This window comes from Trebonia sp. (genome assembly GCF_030042015.1).
Classification (GTDB): domain Bacteria; phylum Actinomycetota; class Actinomycetes; order Streptosporangiales; family Streptosporangiaceae; genus Trebonia.
This window is the reverse complement of record NZ_JASIAL010000007.1, coordinates 1-20,889: the sequence shown is the minus strand read 5'-3', so window position 1 is coordinate 20,889 and position 20,889 is coordinate 1. Positions and strand designations below refer to the sequence as shown.

15 protein-coding genes, 2 tRNA genes and 2 pseudogenes are annotated in these 20,889 nt (G+C 69.4%); 4 read left to right on the top strand and 15 right to left on the bottom strand.

What is annotated here, in order from left to right; all coding sequences use genetic code 11:
- Positions 1–5 precede the first annotated feature (5 nt).
- The 3 genes from Q1N79_RS00285 to Q1N79_RS00275 form a co-directional block, all read right to left on the bottom strand.
- A complete protein-coding gene (locus Q1N79_RS00285) occupies positions 6–992 on the bottom strand; it encodes a DUF4139 domain-containing protein (protein WP_300602603.1) in 987 nt (328 codons plus the stop codon).
- Between the two features lie 7 nt (positions 993–999).
- Entirely contained in the window at positions 1,000–1,608 is a 609-nt protein-coding gene (locus Q1N79_RS00280; RefSeq protein ID WP_300602600.1) for a DUF4140 domain-containing protein, read from the bottom strand.
- 69 nt (positions 1,609–1,677) lie between these two features.
- Positions 1,678–2,604 (bottom strand): pseudouridine-5'-phosphate glycosidase, encoded by a 927-nt coding sequence (locus Q1N79_RS00275; RefSeq protein WP_300602596.1) that lies wholly within the window; start codon positions 2,602–2,604, stop codon positions 1,678–1,680.
- Positions 2,605–2,763: 159 nt separating this feature from the next.
- Here Q1N79_RS00275 and Q1N79_RS00270 point away from each other — a divergent pair, with 159 nt between their 5' ends.
- Together Q1N79_RS00270 and Q1N79_RS00265 are read left to right on the top strand one after the other, a co-directional pair.
- Complete coding sequence (locus Q1N79_RS00270; protein WP_300602593.1) at positions 2,764–4,128, top strand: TrpB-like pyridoxal phosphate-dependent enzyme; 1,365 nt, start codon at positions 2,764–2,766, stop codon at positions 4,126–4,128.
- Positions 4,129–4,142: 14 nt separating this feature from the next.
- The gene (locus tag Q1N79_RS00265) at positions 4,143–5,357 is read left to right on the top strand and encodes a sugar MFS transporter (protein ID WP_300602590.1); all 1,215 of its coding nucleotides are present in this window, start codon (positions 4,143–4,145) and stop codon (positions 5,355–5,357) included.
- A 43-nt stretch (positions 5,358–5,400) separates the two neighbouring features.
- Here the strand turns inward: Q1N79_RS00265 and Q1N79_RS00260 are convergent.
- Positions 5,401–6,453: pseudogene (locus tag Q1N79_RS00260) on the bottom strand (3-deoxy-7-phosphoheptulonate synthase); the annotation flags it as partial.
- A 348-nt stretch (positions 6,454–6,801) separates the two neighbouring features.
- On the opposite strand from Q1N79_RS00260, the gene Q1N79_RS00255 reads away from it, so the two are divergent.
- The gene (locus Q1N79_RS00255; RefSeq protein WP_300602588.1) at positions 6,802–7,659 is read left to right on the top strand and encodes a G1 family glutamic endopeptidase; all 858 of its coding nucleotides are present in this window, start codon (positions 6,802–6,804) and stop codon (positions 7,657–7,659) included.
- Between the two features lie 67 nt (positions 7,660–7,726).
- Here Q1N79_RS00255 and Q1N79_RS00250 read toward each other — a convergent pair whose 3' ends face one another.
- The 9 genes from Q1N79_RS00250 to Q1N79_RS00210 form a co-directional block, all read right to left on the bottom strand.
- Positions 7,727–9,301: a hypothetical protein gene (locus tag Q1N79_RS00250; protein ID WP_300602586.1), complete on the bottom strand. Its 1,575-nt coding sequence runs from the start codon at positions 9,299–9,301 to the stop codon at positions 7,727–7,729.
- Positions 9,302–9,834: 533 nt separating this feature from the next.
- A tRNA-Glu gene (locus Q1N79_RS00245) sits at positions 9,835–9,907 on the bottom strand.
- 138 nt (positions 9,908–10,045) lie between these two features.
- Positions 10,046–10,117: transfer RNA gene (locus Q1N79_RS00240), tRNA-Gln, on the bottom strand.
- A gap of 87 nt (positions 10,118–10,204) precedes the next feature.
- Positions 10,205–11,263 (bottom strand): ABC transporter ATP-binding protein, encoded by a 1,059-nt coding sequence (locus Q1N79_RS00235; RefSeq protein WP_300602583.1) that lies wholly within the window; start codon positions 11,261–11,263, stop codon positions 10,205–10,207.
- Complete coding sequence (locus tag Q1N79_RS00230) at positions 11,260–12,231, bottom strand: ABC transporter ATP-binding protein (RefSeq protein ID WP_300602580.1); 972 nt, start codon at positions 12,229–12,231, stop codon at positions 11,260–11,262. The genes Q1N79_RS00235 and Q1N79_RS00230 overlap by 4 nt, the downstream gene beginning before the upstream one ends.
- Positions 12,228–13,196 carry an ABC transporter permease gene (locus tag Q1N79_RS00225; protein ID WP_300602578.1) on the bottom strand — a complete coding sequence of 323 codons (969 nt, stop codon included), beginning with the start codon at positions 13,194–13,196 and terminating at the stop codon, positions 12,228–12,230. Before Q1N79_RS00225 ends, Q1N79_RS00230 begins: the two co-directional genes overlap by 4 nt.
- Positions 13,193–14,185 carry an ABC transporter permease gene (locus tag Q1N79_RS00220; protein WP_300602576.1) on the bottom strand — a complete coding sequence of 331 codons (993 nt, stop codon included), beginning with the start codon at positions 14,183–14,185 and terminating at the stop codon, positions 13,193–13,195. Before Q1N79_RS00220 ends, Q1N79_RS00225 begins: the two co-directional genes overlap by 4 nt.
- A gap of 125 nt (positions 14,186–14,310) precedes the next feature.
- Entirely contained in the window at positions 14,311–16,113 is a 1,803-nt protein-coding gene (locus Q1N79_RS00215; protein ID WP_300602573.1) for an ABC transporter substrate-binding protein, read from the bottom strand.
- 376 nt (positions 16,114–16,489) lie between these two features.
- On the bottom strand, positions 16,490–17,542 hold the full coding sequence (locus Q1N79_RS00210) for a LacI family DNA-binding transcriptional regulator (RefSeq protein ID WP_300602570.1): 1,053 nt from the start codon (positions 17,540–17,542) through the stop codon (positions 16,490–16,492).
- A 158-nt stretch (positions 17,543–17,700) separates the two neighbouring features.
- Between Q1N79_RS00210 and Q1N79_RS00205 the strand changes: the two are divergent.
- Positions 17,701–18,591, top strand: a pseudogene (locus Q1N79_RS00205) (cellulase family glycosylhydrolase); the annotation flags it as partial.
- Between the two features lie 1,083 nt (positions 18,592–19,674).
- On the opposite strand, the gene Q1N79_RS00200 reads toward Q1N79_RS00205, so the two are convergent.
- Both Q1N79_RS00200 and Q1N79_RS00195 read right to left on the bottom strand, forming a co-directional pair.
- On the bottom strand, positions 19,675–20,472 hold the full coding sequence (locus tag Q1N79_RS00200; RefSeq protein ID WP_300602639.1) for a fumarylacetoacetate hydrolase family protein: 798 nt from the start codon (positions 20,470–20,472) through the stop codon (positions 19,675–19,677).
- Positions 20,473–20,569: 97 nt separating this feature from the next.
- On the bottom strand, positions 20,570–20,889 hold a 320-nt coding region (locus Q1N79_RS00195; RefSeq protein WP_367185006.1), incomplete at its 5' end, for a DUF2630 family protein.

Below are 20,889 nucleotides of genomic sequence, written 5' to 3'. Positions count from 1 at the left end.
TCCCTCTACAGGCCGGAAACGGTCACGTGCGCCGGGTGCTCGACGGTGAACCTGTGCCGGATGACGGCCGCCTGCCCTGGCTCAAGCCGCAGGTTCCAGGTGAGCTCGCCCAGGTCGTCCGTCTCGGCCGGGGCGGGGGCGGTCTCGCGCGAGCGCACCTTGATCTCGCCGTCGGCAGACACCGGGATATGGTCGTGCACGCTCACCCGGGCGATGCCGTCACGGCGGTTTTCCACCGTGATCTCGTAGCCGATGTCGACGGTCACGGTGCCGCCGAGCATCGCCTTGCTGGTGCTGCGGCGGCGCAGCTTGCGCTCGACGCGGATCTGTTCGTCGACGCCGAGCTGGACCTCGAACTCTTCCCCGGCGGCGACGGTGTCAAGGTGGGTCTGCCCGACGAAGCGCGTGCCGTGGAAGATACGCGCCTGCCCGGGCAACAGGAGCAGCGAACCGTTCGTGACGGCGGCCCGCAGGTAGGCTTCCGGGGCGAGCACCGGCACCGTGAGGTAGTCGAACGTCGCGCCGGCGTCGAACTGGGCGACCAGGGTCTTGTGCGGACCGCCGTCGGCGGGCACGGCGAGCGGGCGCGCCACCGTGTAGACGAGCCCGGCGCCCGACTCGCCGTCGCCAGGTTCGGCGGCGAGCGCCTTGGCGGCAGGCATCGCCGCGGCGGCGGGCACCGGCGCCGTTTCCCCGGTTGGCCAGTCACCGGGGGGAGCGGCGGCGGCCATGGGAATCCCCGCCGCCAGCGCGCGCCCCACCACGCGCTCGCGCGGCGGCCGCACGCGGCCCACGTACCACGGGGTCAGCTCGGGCAGCGTCTGGTACAGCCCGCGCCGCGTGGTGGACAGGGCCAGCGCGACCTCGGGCCAGTCTTCCCCGGTCAGCTGGGTGATCTCGGCCAGGTAGGACACCGTCAGCCGCTCGCCGTCGAGCACCAGGTCGTACAACGGGTGCCAGGAAGCCCCGGACACGTGGTAGGACAGCTCCACTTCGGCCTCAGTGGCGGCCCGCCCGTGCCTCGAGGATCACGCAGACCTCGGCGAACTCAACCGGATGACCCGCCCGCTTTTCGGCGGCGGCCAGGCGCTGCTCGGCGGCTTCGAGCTCCCGTTGCGCGGTGCGCTTGCGCGCGCCGATCTCGCGCCGCCGGCTGAGGATGCTGCCGGTGCCCGCGGACAGATGTCCGGCCATCCGCGACAGCTCATCGTAGCCAGCCCGTCCGGTGCTCACCGCCCGCGCCAGCGCGGTGGCCGTGGCATCGGAGAGGTGGCCGAGGAAACCCAGCGCCGCCTGCTCGGCAGCGTCCTCGTCGGCGAGCTCCTGCACCGTGTCGCGCCGCTGCTCGACCTCGGCACGCAGCCGCGCCGTCTCCGCACGGAGCGGGTCGGTGCCGAAGCGGCGCTGTACCTCGACGTTGAGCAGGCCCAGGTCATGGCCGCGCGCGGCGACGCGGACAGACGCCGGGTCCGCGGTCGCCGGGAGGCTGCCGAGCACCACTGGCCGCAGCCCCGGCTGCACGGTCACCAGGCCGGTGCGCACCACGCGGGCACCGTCACGGAACACCGTCACGGCTGTGACCGGCGCGTCGACGCTTGCGTCCGTCATCGGTCTCTCCCGCCAGCCCGCTCGTGAGCCTTACGGCAACCCGGTGCCGTCCCCGTTCCTGTCAGTAAGTTACTCCCGCGCCGCGGTCCTGGCCGCCCAGGCGATGGCGATCTGGCCGGCGAGCGCGATGTTGCCGCGCGCGATGTCCAGGTTGACGGTCACGCTCACGCCGCCGGTGGCGCGCTGCATGTAGTCGAGCAGGAACGGCGTCACCGCCTTGCCGCGGATCCCCGCGGCGCGGGCCGCGGCCAGCGACTCGGCGAGCACCCGGTGGTGCAGCGCCGGATCGAGCTGCCTGTCCGGCGGCAGCGGATTGGCGACGAGCAGCGCGGACGCCTCGCCAAGCAAGTCCGCGGCGGCCATCACGGCGGCGATCTCCTGCGGGCTGTCCAGGCGCCACTCCAGGTCCTGGCCGGAATCCGACACGTAGAACGCGGGGAACCTGTTGGTCCGGTAGCCCGCCACCGCCACCCCCAGCGTCTCGAGCCGTTCCAGCGTCGCCGGGATGTCGAGAATCGACTTCACGCCGGCCGACACCACGGTGATCCTGGTCCTGGACAGCACGGTCAGGTCCGCCGACTCGTCAAGCGAGTCGGCGGAGCCGCGGTGCACGCCGCCCAGGCCGCCGGTGGCGAACACCCGGATCCCGGCCTTCGCCGCGAGCAGGGCGGTCGCCGCCACCGTGGTGCCCGCCGTCCGCTTTCCCGCGATTGCCATCGGCAGGTCGCGGCTGCTCACCTTGACGACCGGTTCGCCGAGCGCGACCCGCTCCAGGTCCGCGTCGTCGAGCCCCGCCTTCGGCACGCCGTCGACGACGGCGATCGTGGCGGGCGTCACCCCGGCCTGCGTGAGCATCGCCTCGAATGAGCGGGCCGCCGTCAGGTTGGCCGGCCGCGGCAGGCCGTGGGAGATGATCGCGGACTCGAGCGCGACCACCGGCCGCCCGGCCGCCAGCGCCGCGCGAACCGGCCCGGATAGCTCGGGCACCGCTGACATAAGCCGACCTTACCTGCGCGGGCGCCGGCTATCGGGGACGGGGCTGGGGGCGTAAGGTGCGAAAAGCGCATGATGCCAGTCCCTGGCCCGCCCCGAGCGGGGCGCGGGCGGACCGCATTGCCGGCGAACGCGAGTGACGCAATGACGAGGGAGGCCCCCGTGACCGAGCGGACCAAGATCACCCTGGACGAGTCGCAGATCCCGACGCGGTGGTACAACGTGATCCCCGACCTGCCCTCGCCGCCGCCCCCGCCGCTGCACCCGGGCACGCTGCAGCCGGTGGGGCCCGACGACCTCGCCCCGCTGTTCCCGATGGAGCTCATCGGCCAGGAAGTGACCGGTGACAGCTACGTTGACATCCCCGCGGAGGTGCTTGACGTCTACCGGCTGTGGCGGCCGACACCGCTGTTCCGCGCGTGGCGGCTGGAGAAGGCGCTGCACACGCCGGCCCGGATCTACTACAAGTACGAGGGCGTGTCCCCGGCCGGGTCGCACAAGCCGAACACCGCGGTCCCGCAGGCGTTCTACAACTCGCGGGAAGGGACTAAACGGCTCACCACCGAGACCGGCGCCGGGCAGTGGGGCAGCGCGCTGGCGTTCGCCTGCGCGCAGTACAACCTGGACTGCGAGATCTGGATGGTGCGGGCGTCCTACGACCAGAAGCCGCACCGGCGCACGCTGATGGAGGTCTACGGCGCGACCGTGCACCCGAGCCCGTCCCGCGCGACCAACGCGGGCCTGAAGGTGCTCGCCGACGACCCGGCATCGCCGGGCAGCCTCGGCATCGCGATCAGCGAGGCGGTCGAGGCCGCGGCAGGCAGCGCCGAGACCAGGTACGCCCTCGGCAGCGTGCTCAACCACGTCCTGATGCACCAGACGGTCATCGGCGAGGAGGCGCTGAAGCAGTTCGCCGCGGCGGGCGAGTCGGCGCCAGACCTGATCGTCGGCTGCACCGGCGGCGGGTCCAACTTCGCCGGGCTGTTCCTGCCGTTCCTGCGCGAGAAGCTGGCCGGCCGCGCCAACCCGGTGATCCGGGCGGTCGAACCGTCCGCCTGCCCGTCGTTCACCCGGGGTATCTACGCCTACGACTTCGGCGACACGGCCGGGTTCACGCCGCTGCTCAAGATGCACACGCTGGGCCACGGCTTCATCCCCGCGCCCGTGCACGCGGGCGGGCTGCGCTATCACGGCATGTCGCCGCTGCTGTCCCACATGTACGAGCTCGGCCTGTTCGAGGCGGTTGCCAAGCCGCAGCGGGAGTGCTTCGCCGCGGCGGTCACGTTCGCGCGCGCCGAGGGCATCCTACCCGCGCCCGAGCCTTCGCACGCGCTCGCTGCCGTCGTCGACGAAGCCAGGCGCTGCGCGGAAACGGGTGAGGAGAAGGTGATCCTCACCGCGCTGTGCGGCCACGGACACTTCGACATGGTGGCCTACGAGCGGTACCTGGCCGGCGAGATGACCGACTTCGAGCTCCCGCAGGACCAGATCGACGCGGCCCTGGCTGGCCTGCCCGCGGCCCCATAGGGCCCGCCAGGGGGATGCGCCGCCGCACGATCGAGGCTGGCCGGCCGGCGGTGCTTGTGTCCTATGCCGCGTTCGTGCTGAGCGGTCTTGGCGCAGGAGCTGGCGGGGTGCTGCTGCCGTCGCAGATGGCCAGTTACGGGGTGGGCCGGGCCACGATCGGGATCGCTTTCTTCACGATCTCCATCGGATTCGCGCTGGCCGGCTTGAGCAACGGCGCGCTGCTCCACCGGTTCGGGGTCCGCACCGCCCTGACGGCCGGCGGCAGCGCGTTCATGCTGGGCGGACTGTACCTGGCCAGCCGCCCGCCGTTCGTCGCGTTCGTGCTGGCGCAGGTGGTCATCGGGTACGGGGTCGGGGTTCTCGAGTCGGTGCTCAACGTCTGCCTCTCGGCCATGCCCGGCGCGACGACGCTGCTCAACCGCCTGCACGCGTTCTGGGGCGTCGGCGCGCTGCTCGGGCCGCTGCTGGCTGCCTGGATCATCGGCTTCGCCCCCTGGACGGTGGTCTGGCTGGTGCTGGCCGGGGCCAGCGTCCCGCTGCTCGCCGGCTTCCTGCTGGCCTACCCGAGGTCCGCCCCTGGCGCCCCTGGCGCCCCGGACGCCCCGGACGCCCCGGTGCCGGGGGCGGCTGAGGCGCCGGTGCCGACCCCCGCCAGCATGCTGGGCGCCGCGCTCAGGGGCCGTGGCGTCCAGCTCGGGGCGGCGATGCTGGCGGTCTACGTCGGCCTGGAGGCCAGCGTGGGCAGCTGGGGCTTCAGCTACCTGGTGCAGGCGCGGGCGCTGCCTGAGTCGATCGCCAGCTACACGATCAGCGGGTACTGGCTGGGGCTGACGCTCGGCCGGTTCCTGATCAGCCCGATCGCCGCACGGGTCGGCGCGACCACGGCCCGGATGATCTACGCGTGCCTGGCCGGCGTCACCGCCGCTGCCGCGCTGGCCTGGCTGTCGCCGGCCGTGCTCGCGTGCGTGGCGCTTGGGCTGCTCGGCTTCCTCCTCGGCCCGGTCTTCCCGACCACGATGGCGGTCGCGCCCCGGCTGACGCAGGCCCGGCTGGTGCCCACCGCCATCGGGGTGATGAACGCGGCCGCCGTGGGCGGCGGCTCCGCGCTGCCCTGGCTGGCGGGCGCGATCGCCCAGAGCGCGGGGATGCGGGTGCTGCTGCCGTTCGCGCTGACCCTCGCGATCGTCCAGTTCGCCGTCTGGCGGCCAATCGCCGGCCGGCTGAGCTGACGAGCGTGGAGTCGGCCGGGATCGTTCGGGATAAATCTGCCGGGGACCGGCGGCGGCGCGAAACTGATGCGGCGAGTGTTCCCAGTGTGCTGGTTGTCATCTCGATGTCCATGCACGCGTCCGTGACGCTCTGGCCGTAGGTCAGCGTCGCCGGGTCGCCCGGCTCCTGGCGTCCCGCCACCAGGAAGCTCTCAAGCATCACCCCGCAGATGCCGCGCTCGCCGCCGGTGATCTGCTCGGCCAGCGCCTGCGCCACGGCCGGCTGACGGCGGTAGTTCTTGCCGCTGTTGCCGTGGCTGGCGTCCACCATCAGGCGCCGTGGCAGCCCGGCCGCCGCGACCAGGTCCAGTGCCTTGGCCACGTGCGAGGACGAGTAGTTGGGGCCGCTGCGGCCGCCGCGCAGGATCACGTGCGTGTCGGCGTTCCCCGCCGTCTTCACCACCGCGGCCGCGCCCGCCTGGGTGACCCCGAAGAACGTGTGCCCGGCCGCCGACGCGCGGCATGCGTCGACCGCGACCTGGACGTCCCCGTCCGTCCCGTTCTTGAACCCGACCGGCATCGAAAGCCCCGACGCGAGCTGCCGGTGCACCTGGCTCTCCGTCGTGCGCGCCCCGATCGCCCCCCAGGTCACGGTGTCGGCGATGTACTGCGGCGTGATCGGGTCCAGCCACTCGCAGCCCACTGGCATGCCCAGGCCAAGGATGTCAAGGAGCAGCCGCCGCGCCGCGCGCAGCCCGCGGTGCACGTCGTGGCTGTCATCCATGCCGGGGTCGTTGATCAGGCCCTTCCACCCGGTCACCGTGCGCGGCTTCTCGAAGTACACGCGCATCACGATGAGCAGGTCGCGTGCGTAGGCGTCGCGGAGCGCCGTCAGGCGCGCGGCGTAGTCGAGGGCGGCCTTCGGGTCGTGCACGGAGCACGGGCCGGTGACCACGAGCAGCCGGCCGTCGGCGCCGTCAAGCACGGCGCGGACCTCGGCCCGGGTGCGCTCGACCGTCTGCGCCTGCCCGTCAAGCAGCGGAAGCTCATCGACAAGCGCGGCCGGCGACAGCAACGGCTCGTAGGCGACGATCCGGGTGTCCCTGACGCGTGACATCGGGGTTCTCCTCCCGGGCGAGCCGCGCCCGCCTCGGCCGGGAGCCAGCTACGCCCTGTTCGCGACGGGCGGCTGCGCCCCCGCCTTCGGCTGGCTCCAGGCGGTGATAAGCGCACGCACGTACGCCTGGCTCCGCCCGGAGCCAGCGTAAAGCGCCAATACCACCGTGACACGCGGTCGATCATACACTGCCGCGATGGCGCCGCCGCGGCGGGCCCGGCGCGGGCGGCGGGGGCGGCGGGGAGCCGATCGCCGGGTGTTGTCCGGATATTGCTCACAAAAATACCGGAAGTTACCATCTGGGCACCGCGGTCAACACCGAGATCGCATTGCACGAGGAGTTCCAGCATGGCGCACCGTCTCCCCAGGTTCCTCCTTTATCCGCTCGCCGCCCTATTGGCGGCACTCGGCCTGCTCGCAGGCTTCGGTTCCGCGGCAGGCGCGAGTACGCACCCCTCGCCCGCCGCGCAGGCCGCGGCGCTGGCACGGGCCGCGATCGGGCAGCTCGTGATCGGGCAGCACGCCACGGACCAGCGCGTGCCCGGCACTGGACGTCAGGTCAACGGCCTGACGAGCGTGGAGAGCACGAACTGGTCGGGCTACGCGGACACGGGCAGTTCGTTCGCGCAGGTGGCCGGCAGCTGGACTGAGCCGTCGGCGTCCTGCAGCAGCAGGACAGAGTCACTGGCCGCGTTCTGGGTCGGCATCGACGGCTACAGCAGCGATTCTGTCGAGCAGGACGGGACGCTCATCGAGTGCTACCGCGGCGCGGCCTACCAGTACACCTGGTGGGAGATGTACCCGGCCAACGACATCCAGGTCGTCGGATCGACGCTCGCGGCGGGCGACGCGATCACCGCGTCCGTCGTGCGCAGCGGCACGAGCTACACGCTCGCGGTGACCGACACCACGCATACGGCCGACAGCTTCAGCACGACGCAGACGTGCTCTCGCTGCGCGAACAGCAGCGCCGAGTGGATCGCCGAGGCGCCGAGCGGCTCAGGCGGCATCTACCCGCTTGCCGACTTCAGCAGTTGGAGCGACAGCGGCTCGACCGTGACGGAAGGCACCACTGCGGGCGTGATCTCCTCGTTCACCGACGACGAGATCACGATGGTGGACAACTCTGGCGCTGTGAAGGCGCTGCCCGGCGCGCTCAACAGCAGCGGCAACGGGTTCTCCGTCACCTGGGAGCGGGCTTCGTAGCCAGCCAGCCCGGTAAGCCGCGGCCTGGGCAGGGAATGCCAGGCCGCGGCTGGCACGGGTTCGCGCGCTAGCGCGTCTGCGTCTGGAGGATGGTCATCGACTCAGCCGGCAACGTGATGCCGGCCGCGACCGTCGCCGCGGCGGTCGTCCCGGTGACGATGGTGGAGTTCGTCGAGTTCTGGTCGCCGGCGCTGTAGCTCCACGTCTGCAGCGTCCCGGACAGCGGCGCGTGGAATGTCACCGTCTCCGCGGAGCTCGTGTTGGTGTTGATGAAGGCCACGGCGTACTTGCCGTCGGGCAGCAGGGACTGGTAGGCGAGGACGTCGGACGGGTCGGAGGTACCCAGGGTGGCGAGCAGCGCGTGCGGCTGTGCCAGCACCGAGGCGAGCAGGTAGCCGTAGTACGGGGTCTCGGCCGCGGGCGGGGAGGACGACGTGAACAACCCGTAGTCCGGGCTGGTGCAGCTGCTGGTGGTGTTGCCGTAGTTGTTCATGTCCCACCAGTCGACGCTCTCCGCGCCGGCCGCGAGCCAGGACAGCACATCACCCGCGGCGAACAGCGCGCCAACCGGAGTGCAGACCGTCGTGGTCTCGTTGTTGGACACGCCGGTCTCGCCGACGACCACCGACGCCCTCGGGTCGTAGGCGTTCAGTTCGGCCCGGATCTCGCCGTACAGCGACGGGATCTGCTGCAGCGCCTGCAGGACCTGCTGGTCGGTCGGGTTGGCGCCGCCGGTGGCGCCGTAGAAGTAGAACGGGTAGTAGTGCGCGTCCACGAAGCTCACGAGCCGGCCGTCCGTCCCGAGCACGGTGTTGTTCCACTCGGAGTTGTCCGGCACGGACGCGCCAGGCACCTCGCTGCCGAACGCCCACGGCACCCCGATTCTCGCCGCCGGGTCCGCCGCCTTCATGGCGACGAGGAACCGCCGTGCGTTGACCGCGTACGAGGTCGCGAGCGTCTGGGTGCCTGCCGCGTTGCCCTCGGTCACCTGCGGGCAGGTCGGGTTCTCGTACACCCCGTCAACCGTGGTGTAGGTGTTCGGCGTGTATCCCTGGTAGTTCTCTGGCGGTCCCGCGAGCTCGTTGTCGACCTCCCAGCAGCCGTAGGTCTCGTTGCCGACCTCCCAGAGCGCGACGCCCTGGCCAGGCGTGTCCGCGGCCTGGGTGACCCAGGCGGCGGCTTCGGCGGGGGTGCCAGAGCCGTAGTTGACCGTCACGAAGCTCTGCGCGCCAATCGCCCTGGCCTGCTGGGAGAACTGGGCGAAGTCGAGTGAGTCGGTTGCTGCGCAGCTGGAGGTGAAGGACGCGGTCGCGTCGTCCGGCAGGCAGTTCTGGATGTTGGTGTTGGTCTGCCAGTCGTAGTAGTCCGCGTACGAGCCGCCCCCGTAGCGGAGCATGGTGATGCCGGCGGCCTGCAGGAGCGGCTGGATAACGTCCACCCCGCCGCCAGCCGACGTGTCCGCGGCGTAGATGTAGTCCCACGGCGCCGTGTTGAGGCCGAGGGGGGCTGCGGAGAGCAGCGCAGGCGCGGTGTCCGCGCTTGCGGCGGGCGCCGCCGCGGTGAACGCGGCGGTCGACAGGACCGCGAGTGCCGCGCAGGCGCTCGCGTACAGCGCCCGCGCTGGCCTGAGCCGAAACGCCATGTGATCGCTCCTTGCTAGTCGGCCTCGACGTAACACATTGTTTTCTTATCCGGTTTAGTTGTGTGTTGCAAGAGGCTTTCACCCGGCGATATAAACTATTAAGAACAACTCGAATAACGCTGTTCTCATTTGTCACGCTAACCACGCTTGCCGCTCCTGCCTGAGCGCGGGTACGGCGCGGCCGGGACATACGCGCGGATGTGGTGCCGCAAACGCGGCAAGCCGCGGCGCCCAGGCGGGTGCGGGGATGTCGGTGCCCGGCCCCGCCCGGCCTAGCTAAGCTGCTCGGCGAAGGCCGGCACGGTCCCGGCGGCTATTGGCGGCGGCAACCTCAAGCGGGACCAACTACTCAATCCGGGCAAATCATCCGGACGGGTGGCACCCGCGGCACCCACAGGACCCCTTGGGTGCCACTTTGCACACTCTGTGACCATTTTCCGGTCCATTATGGGCGATTTGTCCATGCAAGAAGTGTCCAAAGTAACACTTGCCGGACTGGTGGGGCGCGAGGGAAACTCCTGGTGCGCGCTGAGTAGCCCCGACCGGATTCGAACCGGCGTTACCGCCTTGAGAGGGCGGCGTCCTAGGCCTCTAGACGACGGGGCCGAGCGAGCTTCACCTTACCGTCTCGCGGTGAGTCCGCCAACTCGCGCGCGGCCCGCGACCGCGGCGTGAGCCCGGCCCGGGGCGGGAACGCGAACGTGACACGAACGCCACACCAGGGCATCCGTGCCACGTCAAACGCTGGGGTACCAGGACTCGAACCTAGACTAACAGGGCCAGAACCTGTCGGGCTGCCAATTACCCCATACCCCAAGGGCGCGCGAACTCCGGCGCCGCAAGGCGTTCTTCCGTATCGCGCCGCTGCAGTCTACCGGAGAGGGGAGCCGCTAGCCAACGCGGCTACTCCGGCTCGGCGACCATGTGGTCCGGCTCGAACTCGCGCAGCTCGGGAGGCTCGAGCGCCACCGCGACAGGGGACGTGCGGGTGCCGCCCCGGCCGGCGAAGATCGCGCGCACGTCGCGCTTGACCACCTGCTCGGCGTGGCTCAGCTCGTCGATCAAGGTGGCGCGCGCGAGGGCGGAGGCAACGGGATCGTTCGGAGTGGTATCGATGACATCGCCGGCTACGGCCGATCCGTTGGCCCAGACCGCAACCGGGCCGAGCGGCGTGTGCTGCCATTTCTTGTGCAGTTCCGGCACCGCCGACAGCAGCATCCGGGTGTAGTCGTGCTGCGGGTTGCCGAAAACCTTCTCGGTCGCGCCGATCTCGACGATCGCGCCGTGCCGCAAGATGACCGTCCGGTCGCTCACGTAGTTGCCCAGCGACAGGTCGTGGGTGACGAACAAGATCGCGAGCCCGGCTCGCTTGAGCTTGACGAGCAGGTTGAGCACGTCGACCCGGGTGGAGGCGTCGAGCATGCTGATGATCTCGTCGGCCACAAGCACCTTGACCTCAAGCAGCAGCGCGCGGGCGATCAGCAGGCGCTGCTGCTGGCCGCCGGAAAGCTGATGCGGGTACTTGCCGAGCACGTCGCCCGGGTTGAGCGCGACCGCGTCGAGCGCGGCCTCGAGCTTGTCGTCCCAGTCCTTGTCCGGGGTGTGCCTGAAGTACACGTCCCGCACCAGCTGGAACACCCGGTCCGCGCGGTAGATCGGGTTGTAGGAGCTGAACGGGTCCTGGAAGACGCCTTGCACCTGCCGGTAATACTCACGCAGCCCGCGCTGGGAATAGGTGCTGATGTCCTTCCCGTCGTAGATCACCGTGCCGCTGGTGGGCGCCACAAGCCGCAGGATGATCCTGCCGAGCGTCGTCTTGCCGCTGCCGCTCTCGCCGATCAGGGAGATGACCTGGCCCTGATTCAGCTCGAAGCTGACCTTGCGCAGCGCCGGGGTGAACCCGCCGCCCCTGGCCGTGGACCGGAAGAGCTTGGAGACCTTGTCGACCTTCAGCGTGCTCATTTGGCCTGCACCTCACCGCTCACCTTCCAGCACGCCACGCGGTGCCCCGGCTTGACCTCTTCGAACGGAGGGGTATCCGTGCACTTGTCGAAGGCGAACGGGCACCGGTCACGGAAGCGGCACCCGGCGGGGGGGTTGGCCAGCGACGGAGGCCGGCCAGGTATGCCGGTCAGCGTCGTCTGGTCGTGCCGCACGCCGACCTCGGGCAGCGAAGCGATCAGCGCCTGGGTGTAGGGGTGCAGCGGCTCGTTCACGATCGTGTCCGTGCTGGCCTTTTCCGCGAGCCGCCCCGCGTACATGACCGCGATGCTGTCGGCGATCTGCGCCAGGATCGACAGGTCGTGGGTGATCGCGATGACGCTCTTGACGAACCCGCGGTCACGGAACTCAAGCAGCATCTCACCGACCGCGCGCTGCGTGGAGACATCGAGCGCGGAGGTGACCTCGTCGGCGATCAGCAGCGACGGGTTCAGCAGCGTGGACAGCAGGATCGTTACCCGCTGCCGCATGCCGCCGGACAGCTCGAAGGAGTACTTGCTGAGCACGTCCTCCTTCAGGCCGATGAGCGCTATCCGACGGTTCATCTCGGTCAGCACTTCGTGACGGTCGCGCACCTTGTGCGACTTGAGCAGGTCGGTCGTGAGCCTGCTGATCTTCCTGGTCGGCGTCAGGGCGCTCATCGCGTACTGCGGCACGAGCGAGACCTCGGTCATCCGCCGCGGCCGCATGGCCTTGGTGTCCGAGATCGGCAGCTCCTTACCGTCGACCATGACCTTGCCGCCGGTCTGCTTCATCCTGGGGTCCAGGTAGATGAGGGCGTTGCCGAGCGTCGACTTGCCACACCCCGACTCCCCCGCCAGGCCCATGATCTCGCCGTCGGCGAGCGTGAAGCTGACGTTCTCGACGGCTGTCACGTCGCCGCGGCGGCTCCGGTAGGCCACCGAGAGGTTGTCTACGCTGACGCTCACTGTTGCCTCAGCTTCGGGTTGAAGACCTCGTCGAGACCGACGTTTGCGATAAGCAACGCCCAGACCATCGCGGTCAGCACCGCGCCTGGCGGGATGAACCACCACCAGTCGTGGTAGAGCAGGGCAGCGTCATTCTGCGCCTGGTTCATCATCGAGCCGAGCGAGACGACGTCGGTCGGCCCGAGCCCGAGGAAGTCGTAGCTCGCCGCCAGCAGCATTGAGCTGCCGAACAGCAAGATGACGACAAGGAACAGATACGAGGCCATGTTCGGCGCGATGTCCCTGACGATGATTTCCAGCGGGCGCTTGCCTGACAGCTTGGCCAACTCGACGAACTCGCGCGACCGCAGCGTGAACGTCTGCGCCCGGACTGCCCGCGCCACCCACGGCCACGTGGTCAGCCCGATGAACACACCCTCGAACAGCACGCTGCGCGAGTTGAGGTAGGAGCCGATCACGACAAGCAACACCAGCGCCGGGATCATCACGATGATGTTCGTGATCATTTGCAGAACCTCGTCGAGGATGCCGCCGCGCCAGCCCGCGGTGAACCCGAGCGCCATGCCGACGACCGACGCGGACACCGCGCCGAGCGCGCCCACCAGGTAGCTTTCCCGCAGACCGTTGGTGAGTTCGGAGAAGATGTCGTGACCGAGATAATCCGTGCCGAGCCAGTACGTTCCGTCCGGGTGCTGAAGCTGCGCGCCGGTGAAGTCCTGGGGCGAGAACTTCGCGATCATCGGCCCGATGATCGCGAACAGCACGAGCAGCAGCTCAAGGCTAAGGCCGAAGACCAGTTTCTTGTTCCGCAGCCCGTAGTAGAGGAAGTCGCCGCCCCCGCGACCGCCTGTGGCGCCGCCGGCGGCGAGGCCGACGGGGGCGCCCGCGACCGGGGCGATGGGACCAGGGGATTGCAGTAGGTGCGGGACCCTCGCCTCCGGGGCTTCGCTGACCGACTCGCTCATGCCGCCGCTCCCTGCATGCTCAGCCGGGTCCGCGGATCGACGCTGATGTATACGAGGTCGATGACGAAGTTCGCGATCAGGACGCCGAGCACGATGAAGATGAAGATGCCCTGCAGGAGGAAGTAGTCCTGGCTCGTGATCGCGGTGAAGATCAGGTGCCCGAGGCCGGGGTAGTCGAACGCGATCTCGGTCACGATGTTGCCGCCGATGACCACGCCAAGCTGCAGCGCCAGGCCGGAGAGCTGAGGCAGCGACGCGTTACGGTAGGCGTACCTGCGGACCACGCGCTCGCTGGCGCCGAGCGCGCGCAGGTACCGCGAGCTGTCGTTCTCGAGCTCGTAGATGACCAGGTTGCGCATGCCGATGGCCCAGCCGCCCAGGCTCACGATGAACACGGTGAGGAACGGCAGGAACCAGTGGTCGAGCAGGCTCGCGATGAACGTCCAGGACCACGCGGGCAGCAGCGTCTCTGAGTAGGCGCCGGAGGTCGGGAACACGTGCCAGACCACGCCGAGCAGGTACGGCACCACCAGCGCCAGCCACGGGTACGGGATGGCCTGGAACCCGTAGCCGACCGGGAGCACCGTGTTGTCGAGAGCCCTGCGCCGCGCGGCCGCCGCGCCAAGCCGGTTCCCGACGATGTAGGAGAGCACGATCGCGGGGACGAGCAGCGCCAGCGTGTACGGCAGCGCCGCGAAGACGAGCGACGAGACCGAGGCCGGGGCGTCTGAGATGCTGATCCCCATGTTCCCGGTCAGCACGCCCCGCCAGAAGTCCAGGTACTGCTCCCACAGCGGCACGTTGAGGCCGAATGACTGCGCGAACGTCTTGTAGAGCGCCGCGTACGACGCGGAATCCAGGTCAAACCTCGACAGCAGGCCCTGGATGGGATCTCCCGGCATCAGGTGCGGGATGCCCCAGTCGATCGTCACGCCGACGAAGAACGCCAGCACGTAGGTGATCAGTTTCCTGGTGAGATAGCGCCGCACGGGCAGTCTCCCGAAGTGAAGCACGGACCCGCGACCCGCCTTCCGGCCCGCTGAGGCGGGCCGGAAGGCGGGTCGCAAGAGGGACCCGTGCTAGTGACTAATCGGACCGGGATGCGTCGTGGACATCAGGAGGATGTCTGCGGCGTCGGCCTGAGGTCGGCTAGCGCGTAGACCGTGGTCATCGCTCCGAGGTAGCCGTCCCACATGACCGGCATGTTCTGGTCGGAGCCGGTGCTTGACGGGTAGTCCTCCCAGTACTGGGTGTTGCCCTGGAACCAGGCGCCGTTGTACCAGAGCGGGATCACCGGCTCCTGAGCGAAGAAGTCGGTCTCCAGCTGAGTGTAGATGGAGTCCAGCTTCGTCGTGTCGGTAAGCGGAACCGTGGCGGCCTCCTGTACCAGCGCCCAGTCCGCCGGCGAGCTGAACCGCTCCCAGTTCAGCTCCGAGGTCTGCTGCTTCTCGATCGGCAGCTGGTACACGCGCTGGAAGTAGCTCCACGGCGTGGAGTCCAGGCCGGCGTTGTTGTCCAGCTGCAGGTCGAAGTTGCCGTCGGTCACGTTCGCGGTGCGCGCGTTGGCCTGCGGGTAGATGAGCTGGAGGTTGATGCCGATCGCGTCGAGTTCGGACTTGATCACCGTGGTGGCGTCCATCCAGTCCGACCAGCCGTCGGGCACCTGCAGGGTGATGGCCTGGCCGTTGTAGCCGGATTTCGCCAGGTACTGCTTGGCGAGGGTCGGGTTGTAGGTTGGCGCGTCCGCGCTGACCACGCTCGTGTTGACGTAGCTGCTCAGGTTGGGCAGCAGGCCGGTCGGGTTGGCCGCCTTGGTTATGCCGCCGTACACGGTCTGCGCGATCACCGCCGGGTCGAGCGCGTAGGCCAGCGCCTTGCGGAAGTTGACGTTGCTCATCGGCGCGACGGAGTCGTTTGGCTCAAGCCACACCGTGTTTGCCGACAGCATGTACGGCGTCGTCGGGTAGTAGGTCTTGAGGGTGTAGCCGGAGTTGCCGCCCACGGCCTGCATCAGCTGGTTGATGCCGGGCAGGAAGTTGTTGCTCCAGTCGATGTTGCCGGCGGTCAGCTGGCCGAGCTCCTGGTCGTTGGAGCCGTTCACCACGTCGATCAGGTACTTGAACTTGAAGCTCAGGCCGAGCGCGCTCGTCGCCCACCAGCTCGGCTTGGTCTGATACACGACTTCCTGGGTGTTGTAGGTGTCCAGGGTCATGGGGCCGGTGCCGACCGGGTTCAGGTTCGCGTCGGTCGCGATCTGGCTCGCGGGGAACTTGGACCAGATGTGCTCAGGCAGGACCGGGGCCTTCCACAGGTAGTCCGTGAATTCGGTGTAACCCGGCGTGCCCTTGAACGTGACCGTGACCGTGTTGCCGTTCGCGGTGGCATCCGCGACCGTCGACACGTTGGCCGAGTACGGGTCGGTCGCGTTCGTGCGCGCCAAGTTGATGGAGTAGGCCACGTCCGCGCCGGTGAGCGGCGTTCCGTCGCTCCACGTCACGCCCGAGCGGACGTTGATGACGTAGGTGCTGCCCTTCCAGCCGGCGTTGAGGTTGCCCGTCGCCAGCCAGGGGTCGTACGTGCCCGTCTGCGGGTTGTACAGGAACAGCGGCTCGTAGATGAGCCCCTGCGTGCCCGTCGCGTAGTTACCCGTGTCGAGCGGGTTCCAGTTGCTTGGCGGCGAGTACGCCGTGCCGCTGGTGTAGAGCGTCTCGGTCCGCGGGAAGCTGGTAACCGAACTGGATGCCGACGATGACGGCGAAGCCGACGGCGACGTGGTGCTCGTGCTGCTCGTGCTGCTGCTCGACGACGAACTGCTGCTGCAGGCGCTGGCCGTGGCCAGTGCCAGCACGGCGACGGCGGCGGTACCGTACCTGGCCGCCCGCCATCGCCGGCTCGTCGCGCTCTTTGTAGGTCTCACCTGCTCCTACCTCCTCACTAGCAAGTCCTCTGGTAACCCAGGGGTGGGTGGCCGCCGGGTCGCGGAAGAATGCCGGGCGCCGGGGACGGCGCAGGCCAACCGCTTCGGCAACGACCCATCTCGGGGCTTTTGTCCGTTCTAGGCTCGGCGTCGCCGTGACGGTTCAAGGAGCATCCCGCCCCGGTGTCGCCGTTGAACAGGTGGGCTATACCGGTTAAGTGTTAACCCAAAGCAGCGTCCAAGTAAAGTGCCGTCTCCGTATTCGCCGGTATCGCTCATATCGCGATCAGGTATCAGGCCTGTTAACGGGCTGCCAGTCTAAGCGTCACAAGTGAAACATATACCGGTTTCGCCTGAAATGTCCGGCGTATCCTGGTCAGGCGGAAAGCCGCGAGCGGCGGGAGCCGGCGATCTGCGGGACGCCTGCCGGGCCGCAGCTCTCGCGGACCTGCAGGACGGGCGGCGCCTCTTGGAAGTTCGCCGGCTGGCCGCCGGCCGCCATCTCCCGCAGCATCCGGGCGCCCTGGCTGCCCGCGGCGGCGATGTCCCGGCGCAGCGCGGTGAGCGCGGGGTGAATGAGCTCGCAGAGCGCGGAGTCATCCCAGGAGACGATCGACACCCCCGACGGCACGCCGATCCCCATCCGCTGCGCCACGCCCAGCCCCGCGGCCGCCATCACGTCGTTGTCGTACAAGATCGCGGTGGGCGGCTCAGCCGACCCGAGCAGGCCGCGCGTCGCCTGCGCGCCGTGCTCGGCGGTGTAGTCCGCCTCCACCGACACGGCGTCAAGCCCGGCCTCGGCCGCGGCCTGCCCGAACGCCTCCGAGCGCAGCGTGGTGTGCCAGTAGCGCGGGAACCCGCCGACGCGGGCGATCCGGCGGTGGCCGAGATCGGACAGGTAGCGGACCACCGAATCGACGGCGGCCCGGTCGTCCTGCCAGACGGCGGGCAGCGAACCCGTCCCGCGCGGCGTGCCGAACACCACGGCCGGCATGTGCAATTCCTGCAGGACCGCGATCCTGCGATCGTTCACCTGCAGGTCAACCACGAACACGCCGTCCACCCGCCGCTGCGCCCACCACCGGCGGTACATTTCGATCTCGGCCTCCTGATCCTCGGCCATCGTGAACACCAAGGTCATCTGGTGGCTCGTCAGTTCGGCCTGGATACCGGAGATTAGCTGCATGAAGAACGGCTCGATGCCGAGCGTGCGTGCCGGGCGGTCGATGACAAGGCCGAACGCCTCGGCCTTGCCCGCCGTCAGGGCGCGGGCCGCGCTGTTGGGCTGGAACCCGATCTCATGGGCGATCGCCAGGATGCGCTCCCTGGTCGCCGCGGATACCCCTGGCTGGCCGTTCAGGGCGAACGAGACGGCCGCCTTGGTCACGCCTGCGCGCTGTGCGATGTCGGCGATGGTCGGGCGTCTCATCAAGGTCCCCTCTGCGCCATGCGACTCCGGCTCAAGCATAACCGGCACGCGTCCGGGACGCGTCCCGGACGCGTCCCGGGAACGCGTCCGGGAACGCGTCCAACAATAGACCACACTAGGCTTAACCGGTATAGTTCTGCGATCGCGGCAGTCACGAAATGACTGACCGGCGGGAGGAAGGACGGGTTCTCGTGCACAGGAACACCGCGCGGATCGTCGTGGGCGGCGAGCCACTCCGCTGGCTCGGGGCGAACTTCTGGTCACGGGCCGACGGTCCGCTCATGTGGCGCACCTACGACCCGGCGGTCGTCAGGAAGGAGCTGGCCGTGCTGGCCAGGCACGGCCTGACCATGACCAGGTCGTTCTTCTACTGGCCCGACTTCATGCCCGGCCCTGAGGAGATCGACGAGACCATGACCGCGCGGTTTGCCGACTTCCTGGATCGGCACACCGAGCAGGGAATGACCACCGTTCCCACCTTCATCGTCGGCCACATGTCCGGCGGGAATTGGGATCCGTCCTGGCGCGCGGGACGCGACCTGTACGCCGACGTCTGGATGGTCGGCCGCCAGGCCTGGTTCGCCGCCGAGATGGTGCGCAGGTACGCCGCGCACCCGGCGGTGGCCGGCTGGCTGGTCTCCAACGAGATGCCGATCTACGGAGGCGCGACGACCTCGCACGAGATCGTCGCAAGCTGGGCGCAGCTGATCAGGGACGCGGTGCGCGCGGCAGGCGGCCACCAGCCGTTCTCGCTTGGCGACGGCGCCTGGGGCATCGAGGTGACGGGCACGGACAACGGGTTCCGGCTCGCCGAGATCTCGGAGCTGACCGACTTCCTCGGCCCGCACGTCTACCCCATCGGCGACGACCCGGTGCGGCAGCGCTACGCGGCGGCCGTGCAGTGCGAGCTTGCCGGGACGTTCGGCAAGCCGGTGATCATGGAGGAGTTCGGGGTCAGCTCGGACTTCGCCTCGGACGAGCACGCCGCCAGGTACTACCGGCACGTCCTGCACAACACCCTGCTCGCGGGCGCGACGGGGTGGATCGCGTGGAACAACACGGACTTTGACCTGCCCTGGCAGGAACCGTACCGGCACCACGCGTTCGAGCAGAACTTCGGGCTTACGGACTCGCGCGGCGCGCCCAAGGGGACGCTGCGGGAAATGCGGGCGTTCGCCGCGACGATCAAGGCTGTTGACGCCTTCAGGTGCGACCGTGCCGAGACCGGCACCGCGCTCATCGTGTCCAGCTACCTGGACACCCAGTACCCGTTCACCTCGCCGGACTCCGCTGCCGTCGCGGTGAAGGCGCTGCACCAAAGCTACGTCTCGGCCCGGCTCGCCGACCTTCCGCCGAAGCTGACCAGGGAGACCGCTGGGATCGAGGGCGGCGCGAAACTCTACCTCGCACCATCGGTCCAGCAGCTCCTCGCGACCACGGCGGGCACCCTCGAGCAGCTCGCCGAGGCGGGCGCGTGCGTGTACGTCTCGTATTGCGCCGGCGACGTCGCCTGGCATCGCGGCCCCTCCTACGGGCGGATGAACGAGCTGTTCGGCGTGCGGCACTGCCTCGACGTGGGGCTGGCCGACACGATCACCGACGACGTCATCGAGCTCACGCTCACCCGCGACTTCGGGGGCCTGGCCAGGGGAACCACGCTCGCCTTCCGCGCCGCGGGCAGCCAGCACAGCCGGGCGTACCTCCCGGTCGCGGCGACCACCGCCGAGGTCATCGCCACCGACGGCCACGGCAGGCCCGCCCTGCTGCGCCGCCAGGCAGGCCTCGGCTCGCTGATCCTGTGCACCTATCCGCTCGAGTACATGGCGGCGATCACCCCGCGGGTCAACCCCGATGCGACAGTCACGCTATACAACGCGCTCGCCACCCACGCCGGTGTCGGCCGCCCGGTCTCGGTTGACGACCCGCGGGTCGCCTGCGACACGCTGGTGCGCGACGACGGCGCCCGGTTCGCGGTCCTCGTCAGCCACGCGGACGAGCAGCTGACGATCAAGCCGGTGCTCGCCGGGGGCGGCGCGCTGGCCACGCTCGACACGAGCGAGGCGGCGGACACAGTCGCCATGGGACCGTTCGGGATAACTGTCCTTTCGATCACCGGCGGCGCGGTCACCGCCTTAGTCGCGGATGACCACCTTGTTGGTCAGCGTGCCGATGGATTCGATCGTCACCGACACCTCGTCACCGTCGGTGAGCGGGCCGACTCCTTCGGGAGTCCCGGTGAGCAGCACGTCGCCGGGCAGCAGCGTCATCACCGCGCTGACGTACTCGATCAGCGACGGCACGTCCCACAGCAGCTCAGAGGTCCGGGCGTGCTGCCGCACGTCCCCGTTGACGGTCGTGGTGAGGCCCAGGTCGGACGGGTCCGTCCCGGTCTCCATCCACGGGCCGAGCGGGCAGAACGTGTCGAATCCCTTCGCGCGGGTCCACTGGCCGTCCTGCAGCTGAAGGTCGCGCGCGGTGACGTCGTTGGCGCAGGTGTAGCCGAAGATGACGTCTTCGGCGCGCTCCTTCGGCACGTCGCGGCAGAGGCGGCCGATGATCACGGCCAGCTCCCCCTCGTAGTCCACGCGGTCGGTGAGCTTGACAGGGTAGGCGATCCTGTCGCCATGCCCGGTCACCGAGGTAGACGGCTTGAGGAACAGCACCGGCTCGGCGGGCGGCTCGCCGCCCATTTCGCGCACGTGCTCGGCGTAGTTCCTGCCGACGGCCACCACCTTGCTCGGCAGCACCGGCGCGAGCAGCCGGACCTCCGCCAGGGGGTAGCGCTGCCCGGTGAACCGCACGCCCGACGGGTCAATGCCGAACGGGTGGCCGTACAGCTCCGCGATCGTCTCGGCCTGTGACTGGCCGCCCGCACCCTCAACGACGCCGTAGGCGACTCCGTCGCCCTTGGCGAACCTCGCGATACGCACGACTCTCCCTCGCTACTTGTCCGCAGCCGAGCCTAGTCCCGCCGGGCCGCCGCCTTGAGCGCCGGCCGTGGCCGCGGATGCCCTGCAGTCGCTGCCGCTACTGCTGGTAGCCTTCCACTTCCGCCGACGGGCGCGCGGCCGCTCCGTTCGGGTCCACGCCGAACTCGCGCCGCGCCCGTCGCTGGCGCAGCAGGTCCCAGCATTGGTCCAGCGCTTCTTCTGCGGAACGAAGACGGTCGCGCTCCTGTTCCGAGCTGAGCTCACCGGCAGCGAGCTGGCTGCGCAACTCATGCTCGGTCTGGATCAGCCCGCTGATCCGGTCGAGGATCTCCTTGTCGTCCATGGACATACCGTAAGCCGTCGCGGCGCCGCCGCCCAGCACCGGGGCGGCGGGCGCCATCCGCTGCCGTGCCCCCG

What these genes read in the sequence shown, in the direction of transcription:
- Q1N79_RS00280 (WP_300602600.1), bottom strand. Translation starts at nt 1,608, where the DNA reads ATGACGGACGCAAGCGTCGACGCGCCGGTCACAGCCGTGACGGTGTTC.
- Q1N79_RS00275 (WP_300602596.1), bottom strand. Translation starts at nt 2,604, where the DNA reads ATGTCAGCGGTGCCCGAGCTATCCGGGCCGGTTCGCGCGGCGCTGGCG.
- Q1N79_RS00265 (WP_300602590.1), top strand. Translation starts at nt 4,143, where the DNA reads ATGCGCCGCCGCACGATCGAGGCTGGCCGGCCGGCGGTGCTTGTGTCC.
- Q1N79_RS00255 (WP_300602588.1), top strand. Translation starts at nt 6,802, where the DNA reads ATGGCGCACCGTCTCCCCAGGTTCCTCCTTTATCCGCTCGCCGCCCTA.
- Q1N79_RS00250 (WP_300602586.1), bottom strand. Translation starts at nt 9,301, where the DNA reads ATGGCGTTTCGGCTCAGGCCAGCGCGGGCGCTGTACGCGAGCGCCTGC.
- Q1N79_RS00235 (WP_300602583.1), bottom strand. Translation starts at nt 11,263, where the DNA reads ATGAGCACGCTGAAGGTCGACAAGGTCTCCAAGCTCTTCCGGTCCACG.
- Q1N79_RS00225 (WP_300602578.1), bottom strand. Translation starts at nt 13,196, where the DNA reads ATGAGCGAGTCGGTCAGCGAAGCCCCGGAGGCGAGGGTCCCGCACCTA.
- Q1N79_RS00210 (WP_300602570.1), bottom strand. Translation starts at nt 17,542, where the DNA reads ATGAGACGCCCGACCATCGCCGACATCGCACAGCGCGCAGGCGTGACC.